Here is a 17187-nt window from a genome sequence, read left to right on the forward strand (position 1 = left end):
AATGCCGCATGCCTGCTCTTGCGCGCGAACCGGCGCACCTGATCGTCGTCGGCGCGAGCTTCGCCGGGCTGGCCTGCGCGCGGGCGGCCGCGCAGGCGGGCCTGCACGTGGTGCTGCTCGAGAAGAAGGCCGCGGCCGGCGACAAGCTGCACACGACGGGCCTGATCGTGAAGGACGCGGTGCAGGACATCGCCTGGCTGGCCGCCGTGCCGCCGCCGCTGGTGAAGCGCATCGAAGGCGTGCGCCTGTACGCGCCCGACATGCGCCACATCGACCTGTTCGCGCCCGGCTACTTCTTCTGGGCCACGGACACGCCGCGCCTGCTGGACTGGATGGTGGAGGACGTGCGCGCGGCCGGCGTGGACGTGCGCCTGCAGGCGAGCTTCCTCGATGCGCGCCGCGAGGGCGCGGAGTGGATCGTGCAGACCGGCGCGGGCGAGCTGCGCGCGCGCTACCTCGTCGGCGCCGACGGCCCGCATTCGCGCGTGGCGAAGGCGCTGGGCCTGTCGGCCAACACGCATTTCCTGTTCGGCGTGGAGCACGAGTACGCCGGCGCGGAGATCGCGCCGGGCTTCCTGCACTGCTTCATCGACCGGCAGCTGGCGCCGGGCTACATCGGCTGGGCCTTCCAGGGCGTCGCGACGGCGCAGGTGGGCCTGGCGCGGCGGCTGCCGCAGGGCGAGTCGGCCGCGGCGATGGCGCCCTTCCTGCGGAAGATCGAGCCGGTGGCGCGCTTCGACGCGGGCCCGCCGGTGTCCGTGCGCGCCGGCATGATCCCCTGCGGCGGGCTGCTGCCGCGCGTCGCGCTGCCGGGCGCGATGCTGGTGGGCGACGCGGCCGGCATGGTGTCGCCCGTCACGGCGGGCGGCATCCACACGGCGCTGAAGCACGGCCAGCGCGTGGGCGAAGGCGTCGCGGCCTTCCTGCGCGGCGAGGCGGCGGATCCCGCCGGCTGGCTGGTCGCGAGCTATCCGCGCTTTCGCAGCAAGCGGATGCTGCGCTGGTGCTTCGACCGCTTCCAGAGCGACTGGCTGTTCAACCTGCTGCTGGCGACGCGGCCGATGCGGCGCGCGGCGGAGCTGGTGTATTTCCACCGCAAGGGCGGCGTGCGGCTGTGATGGTCAGGCCGCCGCGTACCGCAGCACCGCCACGAAGTGGCACCCGCTCGCCCCCAGCACCAGCAGGTGCCACACGAAGTGGGCATAGCGGTAGCGGTGGTCCAGGTGGAAGACGATCGCGCCGAGCGTGTACAGCAGGCCGCCGGCCACGATGAGCGCCAGGCCCTCGGGCGGCATCGCCACCATCAGCGGCTTGAGGATGATCACGGACACCCAGCCCAGGCCCAGGTACATGGCGGTGGACAGCACGGGATGGTTCAGGCGGTTCGCGCACTTCGCGACGATGCCGGCCGTGGCGATCAGCCAGACGAGACCGAGCACCCAGTAGCCGCCCTGCTCCGCCAGGCTGCCCAGCATGAAGGGCGTGTAGGTCCCCGCGATGAACAGGAAGATGGCCGCGTGGTCCAGCCGGCGCAGCAGGTCCTTGGTGCGGCCGGCCGGCAGCCAGTGGTAGGCGGCGGACACCGAGAACAGCACGATCATCGATGCGCAATACACCACGGCGGCCAGCGCGTCGTCCGCGCCCGCCTGCATCGCATTGCGAATCAGCTGCGGGCTGAACAGCGCCGCCAGCACGGCGCCCAGTCCGTGACTGAGCGAGTTGGCGATTTCCTCGGTGGGCGACTGGGCGCGGAACGCGGTGGTGGACATGGGACCTGCCTTGCACTGCATCCTTGCAGCGCGCGGGCGGCGGCCGTGTCAGCCGGGTATGCCGTTCGCGGTCGGTGCTCCGGGGGCGAATGGAAGTGCTCCATCTCCTACGCCGCGCGTAGGAGCAGGGCGCGAGCGGGCCGCGCGAAACAGTGTCTTGCATTTGCGTACCTCCCGTTCGCCCGCGCGTTGCGTTTCGCCGCGACCATGGAGTCATCAAGAAGGAGCCACGCCCCATGAACATGAACATGAACGCCAGGACCCTCGTCTGCAGCCTCGTCATCGCCTCGCTCGGGGTGTCCACCGCGTCCTTCGCGCAGCCTTCGCGGCACGAAGCCCGCCAGGATGCGCGCGAAGCGCGGCACGACATCCGCGACGCGCAGCGCGACCTGCGGCGCGCGGACACGCCGCGCGAACGCCGCGAGGCCCGGCGCGACCTGCGCGAAGCGCAGCGTGACCTGCGCGAAGCACGCCAGGACCGCCGCGAAGCCCGCCGCTACTACAACGCGCGCAGCCCCGAGTTCCGCCGCGGCCACCGACTGCCGCCGGAGTTCCGCAACCGGCAGTACGTCGTGTCCAACTGGCGCGCGCACCACCTGGCGCCCCCGCCGCGCGGCTACCACTGGGTGCAGGTCGGCCCCGACTACGTGCTCGCCGCGATCACGACCGGGATCATCCTGAACCTGATCCTGAATTCCTGATGGCGCACTGCCGGCGTAGCCCGCCGGCAGCCTGTTAATGCATCCGTTCTAAGACTTTTGGCGGGGTGACATTCGCTCACAGGCTATTAACACTTCGTGACCTTTTTGCGGCGACGGCCGAGCATCCACCGGAGGATCGATGTCACGAAGTCTACGAACGGCCCTGCTTTCAGCGAGCTTCGCCGCCCTCCTCCTCGCCGGCTGCGGCGGCGGAGGCGGTGGCGGCGGTGACCAGGCCGAGGAAAGCACACCCAGGCTGCTCGCCTTCAACGCCGAAAGCCAGGTGGCGGGCGCGTACGAGCCCACCACCGGCAACGCGGGCTTCGTGTTCATGCGCGACGCCGACAGCGGCCGCGTGAACAAGCTCGTCATGCGGCTGCGCGACGGCACGCTCGTGACCCTGTACGCGGACGCCCGCGGGCGCCTCACGGGCATCGTGACCGGCAACGAGCGGATCACCATCACCCAGTACACGACGACCACGGCCAAGGTCACTTATTTCAAGGGCGGCACGGAAGTGGGGTCCGAGACGGTCTCGCTGTCCACCGGCGCGGCGGTCGCTTCGTCGCTCAAGTCGCAAGCACTGGCGCCCCGCCTCGTGCTCAGGGCCGCGTCCACCGAGGATGCGTCGGCGCCCCTGCTGCAGCAGCGCTCCGACTTCATCCGCGACATCGGCCGCTTCGCCGAGTCCATCCTGCGCCTCGCCCGGGAGACGCTGGCCGAGAAGATCCGCGAGGTCGGCAGCGAGCTGGAAGCCAGCGAGTCCGAACCCGTTTCGCGGCTCGGGACGAAGCTCTCGTGCGTGGACCTGACGCCGGCCGAATGCGCCCCCGAGGCGATCGAGCGCCTGCCCGGGCTGACGCACAAGATCCACTTCGGCCTGTCCGACTACAACGAGAAGGATCTCGAGATCCTGCGGGACAAGGACGACATCGTCCCCGCCGCCAGCACGCCGACCGAGCCGACCGAACCCACGGAGCCGACGGAGCCGAACGAGCCGGCGGAACCCAACGAGCCGACCGAGCCCGAACCGGAAGAACCCGTGGGGCTCGCCGCGCACGACCTCATGATCGAGACCTGGGTCGACACCGCCATCACCGAAGGCCTGCCGTACTCCGGCGCCGAGGCCTTCGCGCTGGTCAGCGCGCCGAAGAACGGGACGGTGTCCCGGCTCGACACGACGACGGGCACCTTCACCTACACGCCCAACCCGGGTTTCGCGGGCACCGACACCTTCAAGTTCGTCGTCTCGCGGAAGACCGCGACGGGCACGCAGACCTCGGCGCCGGGACTGGTGACGATCACCGTGCAGGAGCGGCCGGGCCTGCCGGGCACGTGGGAAGTGCGCTCCGGCGGCAAGGTGCTGGGCACCGTGTCCGGATCGCAGGTCCCCACCAGCAAGGACGCCGTCACCAGCGCGATCTACGGCGAGTGGCTGCGCCAGGCGATCGAGAACCAGCACCTGGCCGGCGCGGGCATCGCCACGGCCAGCACCTCGGGCGCCGGCCCCACGTACAGCTCCACCATCACCTACAAGCCGGGCTGGTGGTCGCCCAACATGAAGGACTCCGTGACCGAGCAGGTGAAGGGCGTGATCGTCTACAACGGCTGCGGAACCTGCGGCGTCAACACCGGCGTGTCGTACGAGATCGACGTGGAGATGGAGAGCATCTACAAGTCGCTCACTCCCAGCACGATCCGCTTCCCGGTGTACTACACCCGCAAGAGCTGACCTGCCGGCGGGCTCAGCCCGCCGCCAGCGCCTGAACCAGCCGGCCCAGCGTCTTCAGCGCCGGGCCGAGCTGCGTTTCGCCGGGGTGGCCGTAGTTCAGCCGCACGTGGTGCCGGAAGCGCTGGTCCGCCGAGAACAGCGGGCCCGGCGCGATGCTGATGTTCTGCGACAGGGCCAGCCGGTGCAACGCCAGCGCATCGACGGCCGGCGGCAGTTCCACCCACAGGAAGTAGCCGCCCTCCGGCTGCGTGACGCGCACGCCGGGCGGGAAGTGCCGCAGGATGGCCCGCACGGCCTCCTGCTGCCGCGCGGCCAGCGTGGCACGCAGCGCCCGCAGGTGCTTGTCGTAGCCGCCTTCCTGCAGGTAGTGCAGCACCGCCTGCTGCGAAGGCACGGCCACCGAGAGCGTGCCGGAGAGCTTGAGCCTTTCCACCGCGCGCGCGAAGCGGCCCGCCGCCGTCCAGCCCAGGCGGTAGCCGGGCGCGAGGCTCTTGGAGACGGAGCTGCAGTGCATCACCCAGCCCTCCGCGTCGCAGGCCTTCACGGGCAGGGGCCGGCGCACGCCGAAATACAGTTCGCCGTAGACGTCGTCCTCGATCAGGGGCACCTGGTGCCGCGCCAGCAGCTGCGCGAGCCGCTTCCGGTTGTCCAGCGGCATGAGCGCACCGAGGGGGTTCTGGAAATTGGGCATGAACCAGCAGGCCTTGACCGGCTCGCGCTGCAGCACCGCTTCCAGCGAGTCGAGCTGCACGCCCTCGCGCGGATGCGTCGCGACTTCCACGGCGCGCAGCTTCATGCGCTCCAGCGCCTGCAGGCAGCCGTAGAAGGCGGGTGATTCGATCGCCACCGCGTCGCCCGGCTGCGTGACGGCCTGCAGGCACAGGTTCAGCGCCTCCATCGCGCCGCTGGTGATCACGATCTCGTCCGTGCTGGCCATCACGCCGTTGCTCACGTAGCGCAGCGCGATCTGGCGGCGCAGTTCCGGATTGCCGGGCGCGAGGTCGTCCAGCAGCGACGCGGGATCGAGCGCGCGCAGCGCGGCGCCCATGCCCCGGGCGAGACGCGCCAGCGGGAAGAGTTCCGGGCTGGGGAAGGCGGAACCGAGCGGCACGACGGCGTGTTCGCGGATGGAGCCGAGCACTTCCAGCACGAGGTCGTTGACGACCACTTCGCGCGACTCGGTCGCGGGCGGCGCCGGGCGGGGTTCCTCCCGCAGCGCGCGGGCCGGCGCCTTGACGAAGTAGCCGGAGCGCGGCCGCGCCTCGATCAGCCCGCGGGCCTCCAGCAGGTAGTAGGCCTCGAACACCGTGGACGGGCTCACGTCGCGGGCGGCGATGGTGTCGCGCACGGAGGGCAGCTTCTCGCCGGGCTGCAAGGTGCCCGAGGCGATCAGCGACTCGAAGTGGCCGGCCAGCAGTTCGTATTTCTTCATGGCACCTGGTATGGCTTTGGCGGGATTCTGCGCGCAGCACCGGATCAGGCGGAAGGAGCAGTTGCAGCGCCCGCGGGGACGCATCTGATACGGCGTTTTGGTCGCCAACTGAGTCTTACGGCGGCAGGCGGGCGCGGCGACACTGGCGGCCGACCATGCTCCCTGCGACTCCCTTCCGGACGGCGCTGGCCGCACTGCTGATCGCGTGCGCCGCCGCCGCACCCGCCGCGACCCCGCCCGACACGATGGCCCAGCGCATGAAGGCCTGCGTGGCCTGCCATGGCGAGGAGGGCCGCGCCACCAACCACGGATTCTTCCCGCGCATCGCCGGCAAGCCCGCGGGCTATCTCTACCGGCAGCTGGTGAACTTCCGCGAGGGCAGGCGCCAGAACGCGACGATGGCCGCCCTGGTGGACCACATGTCCGACGCCTACCTGCGCGAGATCGCCGACTACTTCGCCTCGCTGGACCTGCCCTACCCGCCGCCGCAGACCAACGACGCGCCCGCGGCCATGCTCGCCCGCGGCGAAGCGCTGGTGCGCCACGGCGACGCGGCCCGCGACATCCCGGCCTGCGCCAGCTGCCACGGTGCGGCGATGACGGGCGTCGCGCCCGACGTGCCCGGGCTGCTCGGGCTGCCGCGCGACTACATCCTCGCGCAGTTCGGCGCGTGGCGCAGCGGCCTGCGCCACGCGGACGCGCCCGACTGCATGGGCGAGGTCGCGCGGCGGCTGTCCGCGCGGGACGTGAGCGCGATGGCCGTGTGGCTCTCGTCGCAGCCCGTGCGCCAGGGCGTCGCTGCCGCGGGCAGCCTGACGCGCCCGCCAGCCCTGCCCTGCGGGAGCGACGCGCGATGACGGTCCTGCGTTCGAAGGGGTTGTGGCTGTTAGGCGCGTTGTTGCTGCTCGCCGCGGGCGCAGCGGCGCTGGTCGCCTGGCTGAACATGCGGGGCGAGGCGCCGGTGAGCGACGTGGTTCCGGTGACCGCACCCTCCGCCGAGCTCGTGCAGCGCGGCGCCTATCTCGCGAAGGCCGGCAACTGCGCCGCGTGCCACACCGCGCGCGGCGGCGAACCCTTCGCCGGCGGCAAGGGCATCAGCACGCCCTTCGGCACCGTGTTCGCCGGGAACATCACGCCCGATGGCGAGACCGGCATCGGCCGCTGGAGCCCGGACCATTTCTGGCGCGCCCTGCACCACGGCCGCTCGCGCGACGGCCGCCTGCTGTACCCCGCCTTCCCCTATCCCGAGTACACGCGGGTCACGCGCGAGGACGCCGATGCGCTGTACGCCTTCCTGCGCAGCCAGCCCGCGGTGAAGCAGGCGAACCGCGCGCACGAACTGCGCTTCCCCTACGACTCGCAGCTCGCGCTGGCCGTGTGGCGCGCCCTCTTCTTCTCGCCCGGCACATACGAACCCCAGCCAGGCAAGACGGCCGAGTGGAACCGCGGCGCCTACCTCGTGCGCGGCCTCGGGCACTGCCAGGCCTGCCATGCGCCGCGCAACGCCTTCGGCGCCACGGACGCGAGCCTGGAGCTGTCCGGCGGCCTGATCCCCATGCAGGACTGGTATGCGCCCTCGCTCGCGTCACCGGCCGAAGCGGGCGTGCAGGACTGGACGCGCGAGGAAGTGGTGCAGCTGCTGCGGCAGGGCCGCAGCTCCCAGGGCGCCGCGCTGGGGCCGATGGCGGAAGTGGTCGCCGGCAGCACGCAACACCTCGGCGAAGCGGACCTGCGCGCGATGGCGACCTTCCTGCAGGACCTGCCCGAGCACCCGCCGCTGGAGCCGACGCCGGCCCAGGCCACCAGCGAGGTGCTGGCGCTCGGCGCGAAGCTGTACAAGGCGCAGTGCGCCGAGTGCCACGGCGAGCGCGGCGAAGGCGGCGGCGCCGCCTACCCGCCGCTGGCCGGCCACCGGACGGCGACGATGGCCTCCAGCGCCAACCTGGTGAAGGTGATCCTGCACGGCGGCTTCCCGCCCACCACGCCCGGCAACCCGCGCCCCTACGGCATGCCGCCGTTCGGACAGAGCCTCACCGACGCCGAGATCGCGGCGCTGGCCAGCTTCGTGCGCGGGGCGTGGGGCAACGACGCGCCGGCGGTGAGCGCGTTGGATGTCAGCCGGATGCGGTAGCCCCTGCGCCTTGGCCCGGGGGCCACTCCCAGGGCCGCTCGGCGCGCGCCCGCGCCTGCCAGGCCGCGATCGCGTCCTGCCGGCCCAGCGTGACGTCCACCTCGTCCGCGCCCCGCAGCAGCATCTCGCGCCGGAACGCCGGCAAGGTGAACGCGACCGCGTCGCCTTCGGGCGGCGTGAGCGTGCAGCACTCGAGGTCGAGCACGAAATCGCCCCCGCCGGCCGCGGCGGCACCGAGCCGCTGCACCGTCTCCCAGGGGAGCGCGAGCGGCAGCATGTGGTTGCGGAAGCAGTTGTCGTGGAAAATGCCGCCGAAGCTGGGCGCGATCACGCAGCGGATGCCGAAGGCGTTCAGCATGGTCGCCGCCGTTTCGCGCGAACTGCCGCAGGCGAAGTTGGGCCCGGCGACGAGGAAGCGCGCCTGCCGGAAGGGCGTGCGGTTCAGCACGAATTCCGGGTTCTCGCTGCCGTCCGGCTTGTAGCGCCACGGCCCGAACAGCCGCTGCGCCAGCTCTTCCTGCGGCCGGATGCCCGCGGGCTGCGGCCCCGCCTTGCCGCGCACCAGCGGCGCGATCGTGTCGGTGTTGATGTCGGGCTGCAGCAGCGGCGCCGCCGGGCCCGTGAGCTGGACGAGCGCGCTCATGCGGCGTCTCCTTGCAGGAATTCGCGCGGATCGGCGATGGCCCCGGCCAGCGCCGAGGCCGCGGCCAGCACGGGGCTGGCGATGTGCGTGCGGCTGCCCGGCCCCTGCCGTCCCGCGAAGTTGCGATTGGCCGTGGACAGCATGCGCTCGCCCGGGGCCGCTATCTCGCCGTTGGCACCCAGGCACATCGAGCAGCCCGGGCGGCGCCAGTCGAAACCCGCTTCGGTGAACACGCGGTCCAGGCCTTCGGCCTCCGCCTCCCGGCGCACGAGCTCCGAGCCCGGCACCACCCAGGCCTGCACCCGCGGCGCGACCTTGCGGCCACGCACCACGGCCGCCGCGGCACGCAGGTCGCCGATGCGGCTGTTGGTGCACGAGCCGATGAAGACGCGGTCCAGCGGCAATCCGGCGATCGGCTGGCCGGCCTGCAGGCCCATGTAGGCCAGCGACGCCTCCATGCTGGCACGGCGCGCCGCATCCGCCTCCTGCGCGGGATCGGGCACGCGCTCGCCCACGGACGCCACCATGTCCAGGCTGTTGCCCCAGGTGACCTGCGGCTCCAGGCGCGACACGTCGAGCCGCACTTCGCGGTCGAACACGGCGCCGGGCTCGCTCGCGAGTGCGCGCCAGTCGGCCACCGCCGCATCCCAGGCCGCGCCCTGCGGCGCATGCGGCCGGCCTTGCAGCCAGGCGAAGGTGGTCTCGTCGGGCGCCACCATGCCGTAGCGGGCGCCCCATTCGACCGACATGTTGCACAGCGTGAAGCGCGCCTCCATGGACAGCGCGCGCACGGCTTCGCCCGCGTACTCCACCGCATAGCCGTTGCCCGCCGCGACACCGAGCCGGCCGATCAGGTGCAGGATCAGGTCCTTGCCGCCCGTGCCGCGCGGCAGCCCGCCGTCGAAGCGGACGCGCATCGTGCGCGGCTTGTGCTGCACGCAGGTCTGCGTGGCGAGGATGTGCACCAGTTCGCCCTGCCCCACGCCCCAGGCGAGCGCGCCCAGCGCCCCGTGGGTGCAGGTGTGGCTGTCGCCGATGGCGACCGTCAGCCCCGGCAGCGCGATGCCCATCTCGGGCGCGATCACGTGCACGATGCCGTGCCCCGGCTCGCCGATGTCGAACAGCTTCACGCCGAAGCTGCGGGTGTCGCGGCGCAGGTTCGCGACGTGGGCGTTGCCCTCCTGCCGCGGATCGTCCAGGCGCGGATCGGTGGAGACCGAATGGTCCGCCGTGGCGAAGGTCAGTTCCGGATTGCGCACGGGCAGCCGGCGCTGCGCGAGCCGCGTGAACGCATTGCCGTTGAAGTCCGGCACGACGTGCCGGTCCACGTGCAGCAGCGCGAAGCCCTCGCCGAGGTCGGCGACGACGTGCCGGCCCCAGACCTTGCCGAACAGGGTGCCGTCACTTGCTGACATCGGCGCCCGACTCCTTGACGGCGCTCTTCCAGTTCTCCACCTCGCGGCGGATCACGGCCGAGAACTCCTCGGGCGAGGAAGCCACCAGGCTCATCGACTGCTCCTGCAGGCGCTTGCTCACCTCGGGTTCGCGCAGCACCTTGATGATGTCGGCCGCCATCGCATGCAGCGTCTCGCGCGGCAGCCCGCCGGGCCCGATGAAGCCGAACACGCTTTCGTAGCCCAGGCCCGGGACCGTTTCGGCGAGCGTCGGGAACTGCGGATGCAGCTTGTTGCGCTGCAGGTCGGTGATGGCCAGCACCTTCAGCTTGCCGGCCTTGATGTGCGGCAGGGCGGACTCCAGCACGGTGATGCCCACGGGCACGCGGCCCGGCAGCAGTTCGCGGTAGGCGGCGCTGCTGCCGCTGAAGGGGACGTGCACGACATCGATGCCGGTGCGCTTGCGCAGCAGCTCGCCGGTGATGTGGCCGGCGGTGCCCACGCCCAGCGAGGCCCAGGAGATCGTGCCCGGCTTCGCCTTGGCCAGGGCGATGAACTCCGCGATGTTGTTGGCGGGGAAGGACGGATGCGCGACGATCACGCTGGTGATGCTGCCGATCTGCGTGATCGGCGCGATGTCCTTGAACGTGTCGTACGGCAGGTCGTTGCGCAGGCTCGGGTTGATCGTCAGCGAGCTGATCGCGACGCCGAAGGTGTGGCCGTCCGGGGCCGCGTGCGCGACCGCCTCGGTGCCGATGATCGTGCCGCCGCCGGGGCGGTTGTCCACCACGACCGGCTGGCCCCACACCTCCGCCAGGCGCGCCGCGATCGGGCGCACCACCGCGTCGGTGGCGCCGCCGGCCAGCAGCGGCGAGATCAGCTTGACGGCGCGGGTCGGCTTGAAGGCCTGCGCGGCAGCGGGCAGCGGCACGCTGCCGGCGGCGAGCGCGGCCAGCGCGGCGAGCAGTTCGCGGCGGGAGGGCTGGAAGGATGCGGTCATGGCGGTCTCCGTGAATTCGGTTGATTTGTATTGATGTTAATACAAATCGCGCACCTACAATCCGCACCCATGCAAGAAGGCCGCGCGCAGGGGATCGCCCTGCACCACCGCATCTCCACCCTGATCAAGGACGGGATCGCCAACGGCCGCTATCGCGCCGGCGAACAGCTGCCGACCGAGCAGGCGCTGGTGGAGGCGTACGGCGTGTCGCGGGTGACGGTGCGCCGGGCGCTGCAGTCGCTGGAGCAGCAGGGCCTGATCGAGCGGCACGTCGGCCGCGGCACCTTCGTGCGCCAGCAGGCGACGGTGCTGAACATCGCCACGCCCATCACCGAGTTCCTGGAGAAGGTGGCGCAGCGCCGGGCGCTCAGCCGTCCGGTGGTGAAGGAGTTCGGCTGGGAACCGGCTTCGGCCGACGTGGCGGCCAGCCTGGAACTGCCCGAGGGCGCGCGCGTGCTGCGGGTGGTCCGCCTGCGCGTGATGGGGCGGCTGCCGCTGGTGCACGGCACGGTGTGGCTGCCCGAAGCGGTGGCGGCAACCTGGAAGCGCGAGGATTTCCGCCGGCATGCGCTGTCGGAGCTGCTGGCGCGGCAGGGACTCTCCTACGGCCGCATCGAGATGGTCACGCGGGCGCGCCTGGCGGCCCCCGCCGTCGCCGAGCAGCTCGACACGCCGGTCGGCTCCGCGCTGGTGGACGTGCAGCGCATCGGCTACGACGCCGATGGCCGCGCGATCGAGTACCAGCTGCTGCTGGGACCGCCGGACCGCTTCGAGACGCACGTGACGATCCGCGGCGACGAGGCCGCCGCCTGACGCGTCAGGGCATTTCCTCCACCCACTCCACCCGCGCTCCCAGGCGCGTGATGTTCTCGGCGAACTGCGGATGCGCCCGCCGCACCGGTGCCGCGTTGCGGATCACCGAGCGCCCCGGCACGCTGGCCGCCACCATCAGCAGCGCCACCGCCACGCGGATGATGTAGGGGCTCTCGACCACCGCGGGGCTGAGCGGCTTGCCGCCGAAGGTCACCACGCGGTGCGGGTCCGACTGGAAGGCGTGCGCGCCGAACTTCGACAGCTCGCTGGTCCAGCACATGGCGCCGTCGTACACCTTGTTCCAGAACATCGCGCTGCCCTCGGCGCGGACGCCCAGCGCGATGAAGATGGGCAGCAGGTCCACCGGCAGGTAGGGCCAGGGCGCGGCCTCGACCTTCTGCAGGATGTTGCGGGTGAAGGGCTCGCGCACCTTCAGCGGCCCGTCGGCCACGCAGCGCGACCAGCCGTCCTCGTGCACGACGCGGGCGCCGAACTTCGCGAAGGTGCGGTCGATGAGGGGGAAGTGCTCCGGCTGTGAGTTCTTCACCCGCACGTCGCCGCCCGTGATGGCGCCGAGCGCGAGGAAGGTGACGACCTCGTGGAAGTCCTCGGTGAAGCTGAATTCGCCGCCGCCCAGCCGGTCGACGCCGTGGACGGCGACGCGCGAGGTGCCGGCGCCCTCGATGCGCGCCCCCAGCATCTCCATGAAGCGGCAGAACTCCTGCACGTGCGGCTCGCTCGCCGCGTTCACCAGCGTCGACGTGCCGACGGCGAGCGACGCGCACAGGATGAAGTTCTCGGTGGCCGTGACGGAGGCGTAGTCCGCCCAGTGGTCGATGTGGCGCAGCGGCCTGTCCACCCGCAGCAGCAGCCCCTGCTCCGTGCGGTCGACCTCGGCGCCGAAGCGCTCGAACACCTCCACGTGCGGATCGATCTCGCGCGCGCCCAGCGAGCAGCCCTTCACGTCGTCCTCGATGCGGGCCGCGCCGAAGCGCGTCAAGAGCCCCGGCACCAGCAGGATGGAGCTGCGCATGGCCTCGGGCAGGTGGTCGCGCGCCGGGTCGAAGCGGGTGTCGCGGTGGTGCACGTCCAGGACGCCGGTCGCGAAGTCCATGGAAACGGAGCTGCCCAGCTTGCGGAACACGTCCAGGATCTTGCGCACGTCGGTGATGTCGGGCACGCGGCGCAGGCGCACCGGCTCGCGCGTCAGCAATGTCGCGCAAAGGACGGGCAGGACGGCGTTCTTGTTCGCCGACGGGACGACCCGGCCCTGCAAGGGGGCGCCGCCGTGGATGACGAGGTGGGACATGGGCCCATCTTGCGGGCGCGCCCGCGCGGGCGCCAGGGAGAGTGTCTTCCGGCCCCGGAAGAAAAATTCCGGGGTGCGCTATCCTGCCGGCTGCCGCCCCGGCGGCGGCCGACCCCGCAGGAGTTCCCTTGAGCGCGCTGTTCTCTCCCCTCGATGCCGGCAGGCTCCGCCTGGCCAACCGCATCGTCATCGCCCCGATGTGCCAGTACTCCGCGCAGGAAGGCAGCGCCACGGACTGGCACCTGATGCACCTGGGCCAGCTGGCCGACTCGGGCGCCGGCCTGCTGGTGATCGAGGCCACGGCCGTGTCCGCCGTCGGCCGCATCTCGCCGACGGACCTGGGCCTCTATTCCGACGCGAACGAGGCCGCGCTCGCGCGGGTGCTGGGCGCGATCCGCAGCTACTCGATGATGCCGGTGGCGATCCAGCTCAGTCACGCGGGCCGCAAGGGCTCGAGCCGCGCGCCCTGGAACGGCGGCACGCAGATCCGCAGCACCGAGCCGGACGGCTGGCGCACGGAAGCGCCGTCGCCGGTGCCGCATGCGTCCGGCGAGGAGCCGCCGATCGCGCTGGACCGCGCGGGCCTGGACCGCGTGCGCGACGCCTTCGCCGCCGCGGCGCGGCGCGCCGCCCGCATCGGCCTGGACGGCATCGAGCTGCACTGCGCGCACGGCTACCTGCTGCACCAGTTCCTGTCGCCCCTGGGCAACCACCGCACCGACGCGTACGGCGGCAGCCTGGAAAACCGCATGCGCTTCCCGCTCGAGGTGTTCGACGCCGTACGTGCCGCCTTCCCGGCCGACAAGCCGGCATGGGTGCGCGTCTCGGCGGTCGACTGGGTCGAGGGCGGCTGGACGCTGGAGGAGACCATCGCCTTCGCGCAGGCGCTGAAGGCCCGCGGCTGCGACGCGATCCACGTCTCGAGCGGCGGCGTCTCGCCGCAGCAGGCGATCCGCGTCGGGCCTTCGTACCAGGTGCCGTTCGCGCAGCGCGTGAAGGCCGAATCCGGCCTCACCACGATCGCGGTCGGCATGATCACCGACCCCGACCAGGCCGAGGCCATCGTGCGCAACGGCGAAGCCGATGCGGTGGCGCTCGCGCGCGGCATGCTGTACGACCCGCGCTGGCCCTGGCATGCGGCGGCGAAGCTGGGCGCGAGCGTGGAAGCGCCGCGGCAGTACTGGCGCTCGCAGCCGCGCGAGCTGAAGGACCTGTTCGCGGGGGCGCACTTCGGGCAGCGCTGAAGGCGGCCAGCGGCCGATCAGTCCTTCCGCGATCCGTTCCGCTCGAGCCAGGCGGTGAGCCGGGGCATCACCCAGGGAAACAGCAGCAGGACCACGAGGGCCGCGGCGGAATACGAGAGCAGCAGGCGCCGGAGAACCGTCGCCCACTCCACCGGTGCGCCCGCCTCCAGCACCGCGACCGCCAATGTGCCGGCCGTGCAGGTCAGTGCGCTGCCCACCAGCCCCAGCGCCACGAGCCGCCGCCACGCGGTCCGCTGCACTTCGGTTTACGCCGGCTGGGCGGCGGCCGCGAGCGCCGGCGCGATGGCGCCGAGGTGGGGGACCTGCAGGTCGGGCGCGCGGCCCAGTTCCTCGAAGCAGCCGTTGCCGCGGTTCACCCAGCAGGTCGCGTAGCCGTAGTACGAGGCCCCCGTAGCGTCCCAGCTGTTCGACGAGACGAACAGGATCGCGTCGCGCGGCAGTCCCAGGCGGCGCTCGGCGAGTTCGTACACGCGGCGGTCCGGCTTGAAGATGCCGACCTCGTCGACGCTGACCAGCGCGTCGAGCGAAGGCGCGATCCCCGCGTGCGTGACCACCGCGTCGATGGAGCGCGCGGAGCCGTTCGACAGGATGGCCAGCTTCAGGCCCTTCGCCTTCAGTTCCTCGAGGGCGGCGGGCACCTCGGGGAAGGCCGCCAGCTTCAGGTAGGCGCTGCACAGCTCGCCGTGCACCTGCGCCGGCAACCCGAGTCCGAGCTGCCTGCAGGCGAACACCAGCGCGTCCTCGGTGGCCTTCTCGAAGTTCTCGTAGCAGCCCATGAGGCTTCGCATCCAGGTGTACTCCAGCTGCTTCTGCCGCCACACGGCGCTGATCTCGCGGCCGCGGCCGGGGAAGCGCGCGTCACAGGCGGCGGCGACTGAGTGCACGTCGCAGAGCGTGCCGTACAGGTCGAAAACGAGGGCTCGGATGTCGTTCATGGCTTGACTTTCTTGAGAGAGGGTTTCGGATGCGGGTCCGGACTCAGCGCGGGCTGGCGCCCATGCCGTGGCCGGTCTGCGCGCGGAAGAAGACCTCGCCGAAGCGGGCTTCGACCTGCGGGTCGCGTCCGCCCAGGAAGGTGCAGAGGACGGCGCCGAGCAGCCCGATGGGCATGCTCACGAGCGTCGGGTTCAGCAGCGGGAACCAGGCGTGCGCGCCCATGAACGCCGGTCCCGCGAACGCGAGGCCGACGGAGGACACCAGGCCGGCCGCGACGCCGCCCATCACGCCGGCCGTGTTGAAGCGGCGCCAGAACAGCGACAGCAGGATGATCGGGAAGTTGGCCGAGGCGGCGACGGCGATTGCCAGGATCACCAGCACCCCGACGTTGAAGCCCTGCGCGAACAGGCCCAGGCCGATGGCCAGCGCGCTGACGACCAGCGTGGCCATCTTCGCCACGCGCACCTGCCGCTCCTCCGACACCTGGCCGCGCTTGATCACGTTCACGTAGAGGTCGTGCGCCACGGCACCCGAGGTGGCGAGCGTGAGGCCCGCGACCACCGCGAGGATCGTCGCGAAGGCCACGGCGCAGACGACGGCCAGGAAGATTTCCCCGCCGAGCGTGCCGGCGCCGCCGCCCAGGTACTGCGCCAGCAGAGGCAGGGCGAGATTGCCGCCCTTGTCCGCCGCGCGGATCGCATCCTGCCCCACCAGCGTCGCCGCGCCGAAGCCGGTGAGCGTCGTGACCAGGAAGAAGGCGCCGGCCAGGAACATCAGCCAGACCACCGAATTGCGCGCGGTGGTGGCATCCGGCACGGTGAAGAAGCGCGTCATGATGTGCGGCAGCCCCGCGACGCCCAGCATGAAGGACAACAGCAGCGACAGCGGATCCAGCGGATGCTTCAGGTAGCCGCCCGCCTGCAGCATCTGGCTGCCGTAGGCGGACTCGACGGCGGCGAAGAGGCGCAGCGGCTCGAAGTCGACGCGCACCAGCAGCAACGCCACCAGCACGACCGCGGTCGACAGCAGCAGGATGGCCTTGATGATCTGCACCCAGGTCGTGGCCACCATGCCGCCGAACAGCACGTACACCAGCATGCCCGCGCCCACGATCACCACGGCGGTGGGATAGCTCACGCCCAGCATCAGCTTCATCAGCGCACCGGCGCCGGCCATCTGCGGGACCATGTAGGCGATGTTGACGACGATGGTGCCGACCATCGCGGCCAGGCGGGCCTGCGGCGTCTGCATGCGGTAGGCGATCACGTCGCCGAGGGTGAAGCGGCCGGTGTTGCGCATCGGCTCGGCGATCACCATCAGGATCACCAGGAAGCCCGCGAGCGCAGCCACGGCATACAGCGAACCGTCCATGCCGTAAAGCGACACCAGGCCGGTGAAGCCCAGGAAGGCCGCCGCGCTCATCCAGTCGCCCGCCAGCGCGAAGCCGTTCTGCCGCGCCGTGAGCGTGCCGCCGGCCGCGTAGAACTCGCTGGTCGTGCGGGTGCGCTTGGCGGCCCACCAGGTGATGAGCAGCGTGAGCGCCAGGATCAGCGCGAAGATCAGCAGCGTCAGCGCCTTCACGGCCGCACTCCCCGGGCCACGGCGGCGGACGCGACGCGGGCCTGCAGGTCGAAGCGGCTGTTGGCGATGCGCACGTAGGCGACCGACACGATCCAGCACAGCGCGTAGGTGAGGAAGACCAGCAGGTAGCCGACGTTGACGGCGCCGAACACCTTGGCCGCCATCAGCGGCCGGGCATAGCCCGCGAGCAGCGACATGCCCAGGATGAAGACGAAGCTGGCGACGAGCAGCGGGGCGACCGTGCGCACCTTCAGTGCGATCAGTTCGCGGAAGGCCCGGGTCTCCATGGCCTGGTCCCAGAAGCCGTGCAGGTCGGCGTCGTTCGCGGGCCGCTCGGGCTCGAGGTGGCGGGGATGGATGCGCGCGTTCATGGTGTCTCCTTGTGTGGTGGGCCCAGGAGCGCAACATGCGTGCCGCTTTTTCTCAGGGTTTTCCCGTGAACCTTGGGCGCGCGGACCGCGATTGCGGCGCGCCCGAGCGC

At 71.5% G+C, this 17187-nt stretch carries 17 protein-coding genes; 7 read left to right on the top strand and 10 right to left on the bottom strand.

Translation table 11 applies throughout. The features are described 5' to 3' along the window. Nucleotides 1-8: 8 nt before the first annotated feature. On the top strand, nucleotides 9-1118 hold the full coding sequence (locus ACY0MJ_RS00595) for an NAD(P)/FAD-dependent oxidoreductase (RefSeq protein WP_462636301.1): 1110 nt from the start codon (nucleotides 9-11) through the stop codon (nucleotides 1116-1118). 3 nt (nucleotides 1119-1121) lie between these two features. Here the strand turns inward: ACY0MJ_RS00595 and trhA are convergent, their stop codons facing one another. Further along, on the bottom strand, nucleotides 1122-1769 hold the full coding sequence (gene trhA, locus ACY0MJ_RS00600; RefSeq protein ID WP_462636303.1) for a PAQR family membrane homeostasis protein TrhA: 648 nt from the start codon (nucleotides 1767-1769) through the stop codon (nucleotides 1122-1124). Nucleotides 1770-2005: 236 nt separating this feature from the next. On the opposite strand from trhA, the gene ACY0MJ_RS00605 reads away from it, so the two are divergent. Both ACY0MJ_RS00605 and ACY0MJ_RS00610 read left to right on the top strand, forming a co-directional pair. After that, nucleotides 2006-2470 (top strand): RcnB family protein, encoded by a 465-nt coding sequence (locus ACY0MJ_RS00605; RefSeq protein WP_462636305.1) that lies wholly within the window; start codon nucleotides 2006-2008, stop codon nucleotides 2468-2470. Nucleotides 2471-2609: 139 nt separating this feature from the next. Next, entirely contained in the window at nucleotides 2610-4202 is a 1593-nt protein-coding gene (locus tag ACY0MJ_RS00610; protein ID WP_462636306.1) for an Ig-like domain-containing protein, read from the top strand. Between the two features lie 13 nt (nucleotides 4203-4215). Here the strand turns inward: ACY0MJ_RS00610 and ACY0MJ_RS00615 are convergent, their stop codons facing one another. Further along, nucleotides 4216-5634 (bottom strand): aminotransferase-like domain-containing protein, encoded by a 1419-nt coding sequence (locus ACY0MJ_RS00615; protein ID WP_462636308.1) that lies wholly within the window; start codon nucleotides 5632-5634, stop codon nucleotides 4216-4218. 155 nt (nucleotides 5635-5789) lie between these two features. Here ACY0MJ_RS00615 and ACY0MJ_RS00620 point away from each other — a divergent pair, with 155 nt between their 5' ends. Both ACY0MJ_RS00620 and ACY0MJ_RS00625 read left to right on the top strand, forming a co-directional pair. Further along, nucleotides 5790-6491 (top strand): c-type cytochrome, encoded by a 702-nt coding sequence (locus ACY0MJ_RS00620; RefSeq protein WP_462636310.1) that lies wholly within the window; start codon nucleotides 5790-5792, stop codon nucleotides 6489-6491. Then, entirely contained in the window at nucleotides 6488-7765 is a 1278-nt protein-coding gene (locus ACY0MJ_RS00625) for a c-type cytochrome (RefSeq protein WP_462636312.1), read from the top strand. The genes ACY0MJ_RS00620 and ACY0MJ_RS00625 overlap by 4 nt, the downstream gene beginning before the upstream one ends. Here the strand turns inward: ACY0MJ_RS00625 and leuD are convergent. From leuD to ACY0MJ_RS00640, 3 genes are read right to left on the bottom strand one after another with little or no spacing between them, the layout of a single operon-like run. Beyond that, on the bottom strand, nucleotides 7749-8408 hold the full coding sequence (leuD, locus tag ACY0MJ_RS00630) for a 3-isopropylmalate dehydratase small subunit (RefSeq protein WP_462636313.1): 660 nt from the start codon (nucleotides 8406-8408) through the stop codon (nucleotides 7749-7751). The two genes, ACY0MJ_RS00625 and leuD, sit on opposite strands and share 17 nt — an antisense overlap. Then, nucleotides 8405-9823, bottom strand: a complete 1419-nt coding sequence (leuC, locus tag ACY0MJ_RS00635; protein ID WP_462636314.1) for a 3-isopropylmalate dehydratase large subunit — start codon at nucleotides 9821-9823, stop codon at nucleotides 8405-8407. The genes leuD and leuC overlap by 4 nt, the downstream gene beginning before the upstream one ends. After that, on the bottom strand, nucleotides 9810-10802 hold the full coding sequence (locus ACY0MJ_RS00640) for a tripartite tricarboxylate transporter substrate binding protein (RefSeq protein ID WP_462636316.1): 993 nt from the start codon (nucleotides 10800-10802) through the stop codon (nucleotides 9810-9812). Before ACY0MJ_RS00640 ends, leuC begins: the two co-directional genes overlap by 14 nt. Before the next feature lie 69 nt (nucleotides 10803-10871). On the opposite strand from ACY0MJ_RS00640, the gene ACY0MJ_RS00645 reads away from it, so the two are divergent. Further along, nucleotides 10872-11615, top strand: coding sequence for a GntR family transcriptional regulator (locus tag ACY0MJ_RS00645; RefSeq protein WP_462636317.1), 744 nt, complete (start codon nucleotides 10872-10874; stop codon nucleotides 11613-11615). Between the two features lie 4 nt (nucleotides 11616-11619). On the opposite strand, the gene ACY0MJ_RS00650 is transcribed toward ACY0MJ_RS00645, so the two are convergent. After that, entirely contained in the window at nucleotides 11620-12924 is a 1305-nt protein-coding gene (locus ACY0MJ_RS00650) for a UDP-N-acetylglucosamine 1-carboxyvinyltransferase (protein WP_462636318.1), read from the bottom strand. Nucleotides 12925-13052: 128 nt separating this feature from the next. Between ACY0MJ_RS00650 and ACY0MJ_RS00655 the strand changes: the two genes are divergently transcribed. Continuing rightward, on the top strand, nucleotides 13053-14168 hold the full coding sequence (locus tag ACY0MJ_RS00655) for an NADH:flavin oxidoreductase/NADH oxidase (RefSeq protein WP_462636320.1): 1116 nt from the start codon (nucleotides 13053-13055) through the stop codon (nucleotides 14166-14168). A gap of 17 nt (nucleotides 14169-14185) precedes the next feature. Here the strand turns inward: ACY0MJ_RS00655 and ACY0MJ_RS00660 are convergent, their stop codons facing one another. Genes ACY0MJ_RS00660 through ACY0MJ_RS00675 form a run of 4 tightly spaced genes read right to left on the bottom strand, consistent with a single transcriptional unit; the run spans nucleotide 14186 to nucleotide 17077 of the window. Continuing rightward, nucleotides 14186-14428, bottom strand: a complete 243-nt coding sequence (locus tag ACY0MJ_RS00660) for a hypothetical protein (protein ID WP_462636321.1) — start codon at nucleotides 14426-14428, stop codon at nucleotides 14186-14188. Nucleotides 14429-14434: 6 nt separating this feature from the next. Next, nucleotides 14435-15124 carry a haloacid dehalogenase type II gene (locus ACY0MJ_RS00665; RefSeq protein ID WP_462636322.1) on the bottom strand — a complete coding sequence of 230 codons (690 nt, stop codon included), beginning with the start codon at nucleotides 15122-15124 and terminating at the stop codon, nucleotides 14435-14437. A 43-nt stretch (nucleotides 15125-15167) separates the two neighbouring features. Continuing rightward, nucleotides 15168-16706: a solute symporter family protein gene (locus ACY0MJ_RS00670; RefSeq protein ID WP_462636324.1), complete on the bottom strand. Its 1539-nt coding sequence runs from the start codon at nucleotides 16704-16706 to the stop codon at nucleotides 15168-15170. Beyond that, the gene (locus ACY0MJ_RS00675; protein ID WP_462636325.1) at nucleotides 16703-17077 is read right to left on the bottom strand and encodes a DUF485 domain-containing protein; all 375 of its coding nucleotides are present in this window, start codon (nucleotides 17075-17077) and stop codon (nucleotides 16703-16705) included. The genes ACY0MJ_RS00670 and ACY0MJ_RS00675 overlap by 4 nt, the downstream gene beginning before the upstream one ends. Nucleotides 17078-17187: the final 110 nt, after the last annotated feature.

It is taken from the genome of Ramlibacter sp. bp-362 (assembly GCF_054956735.1).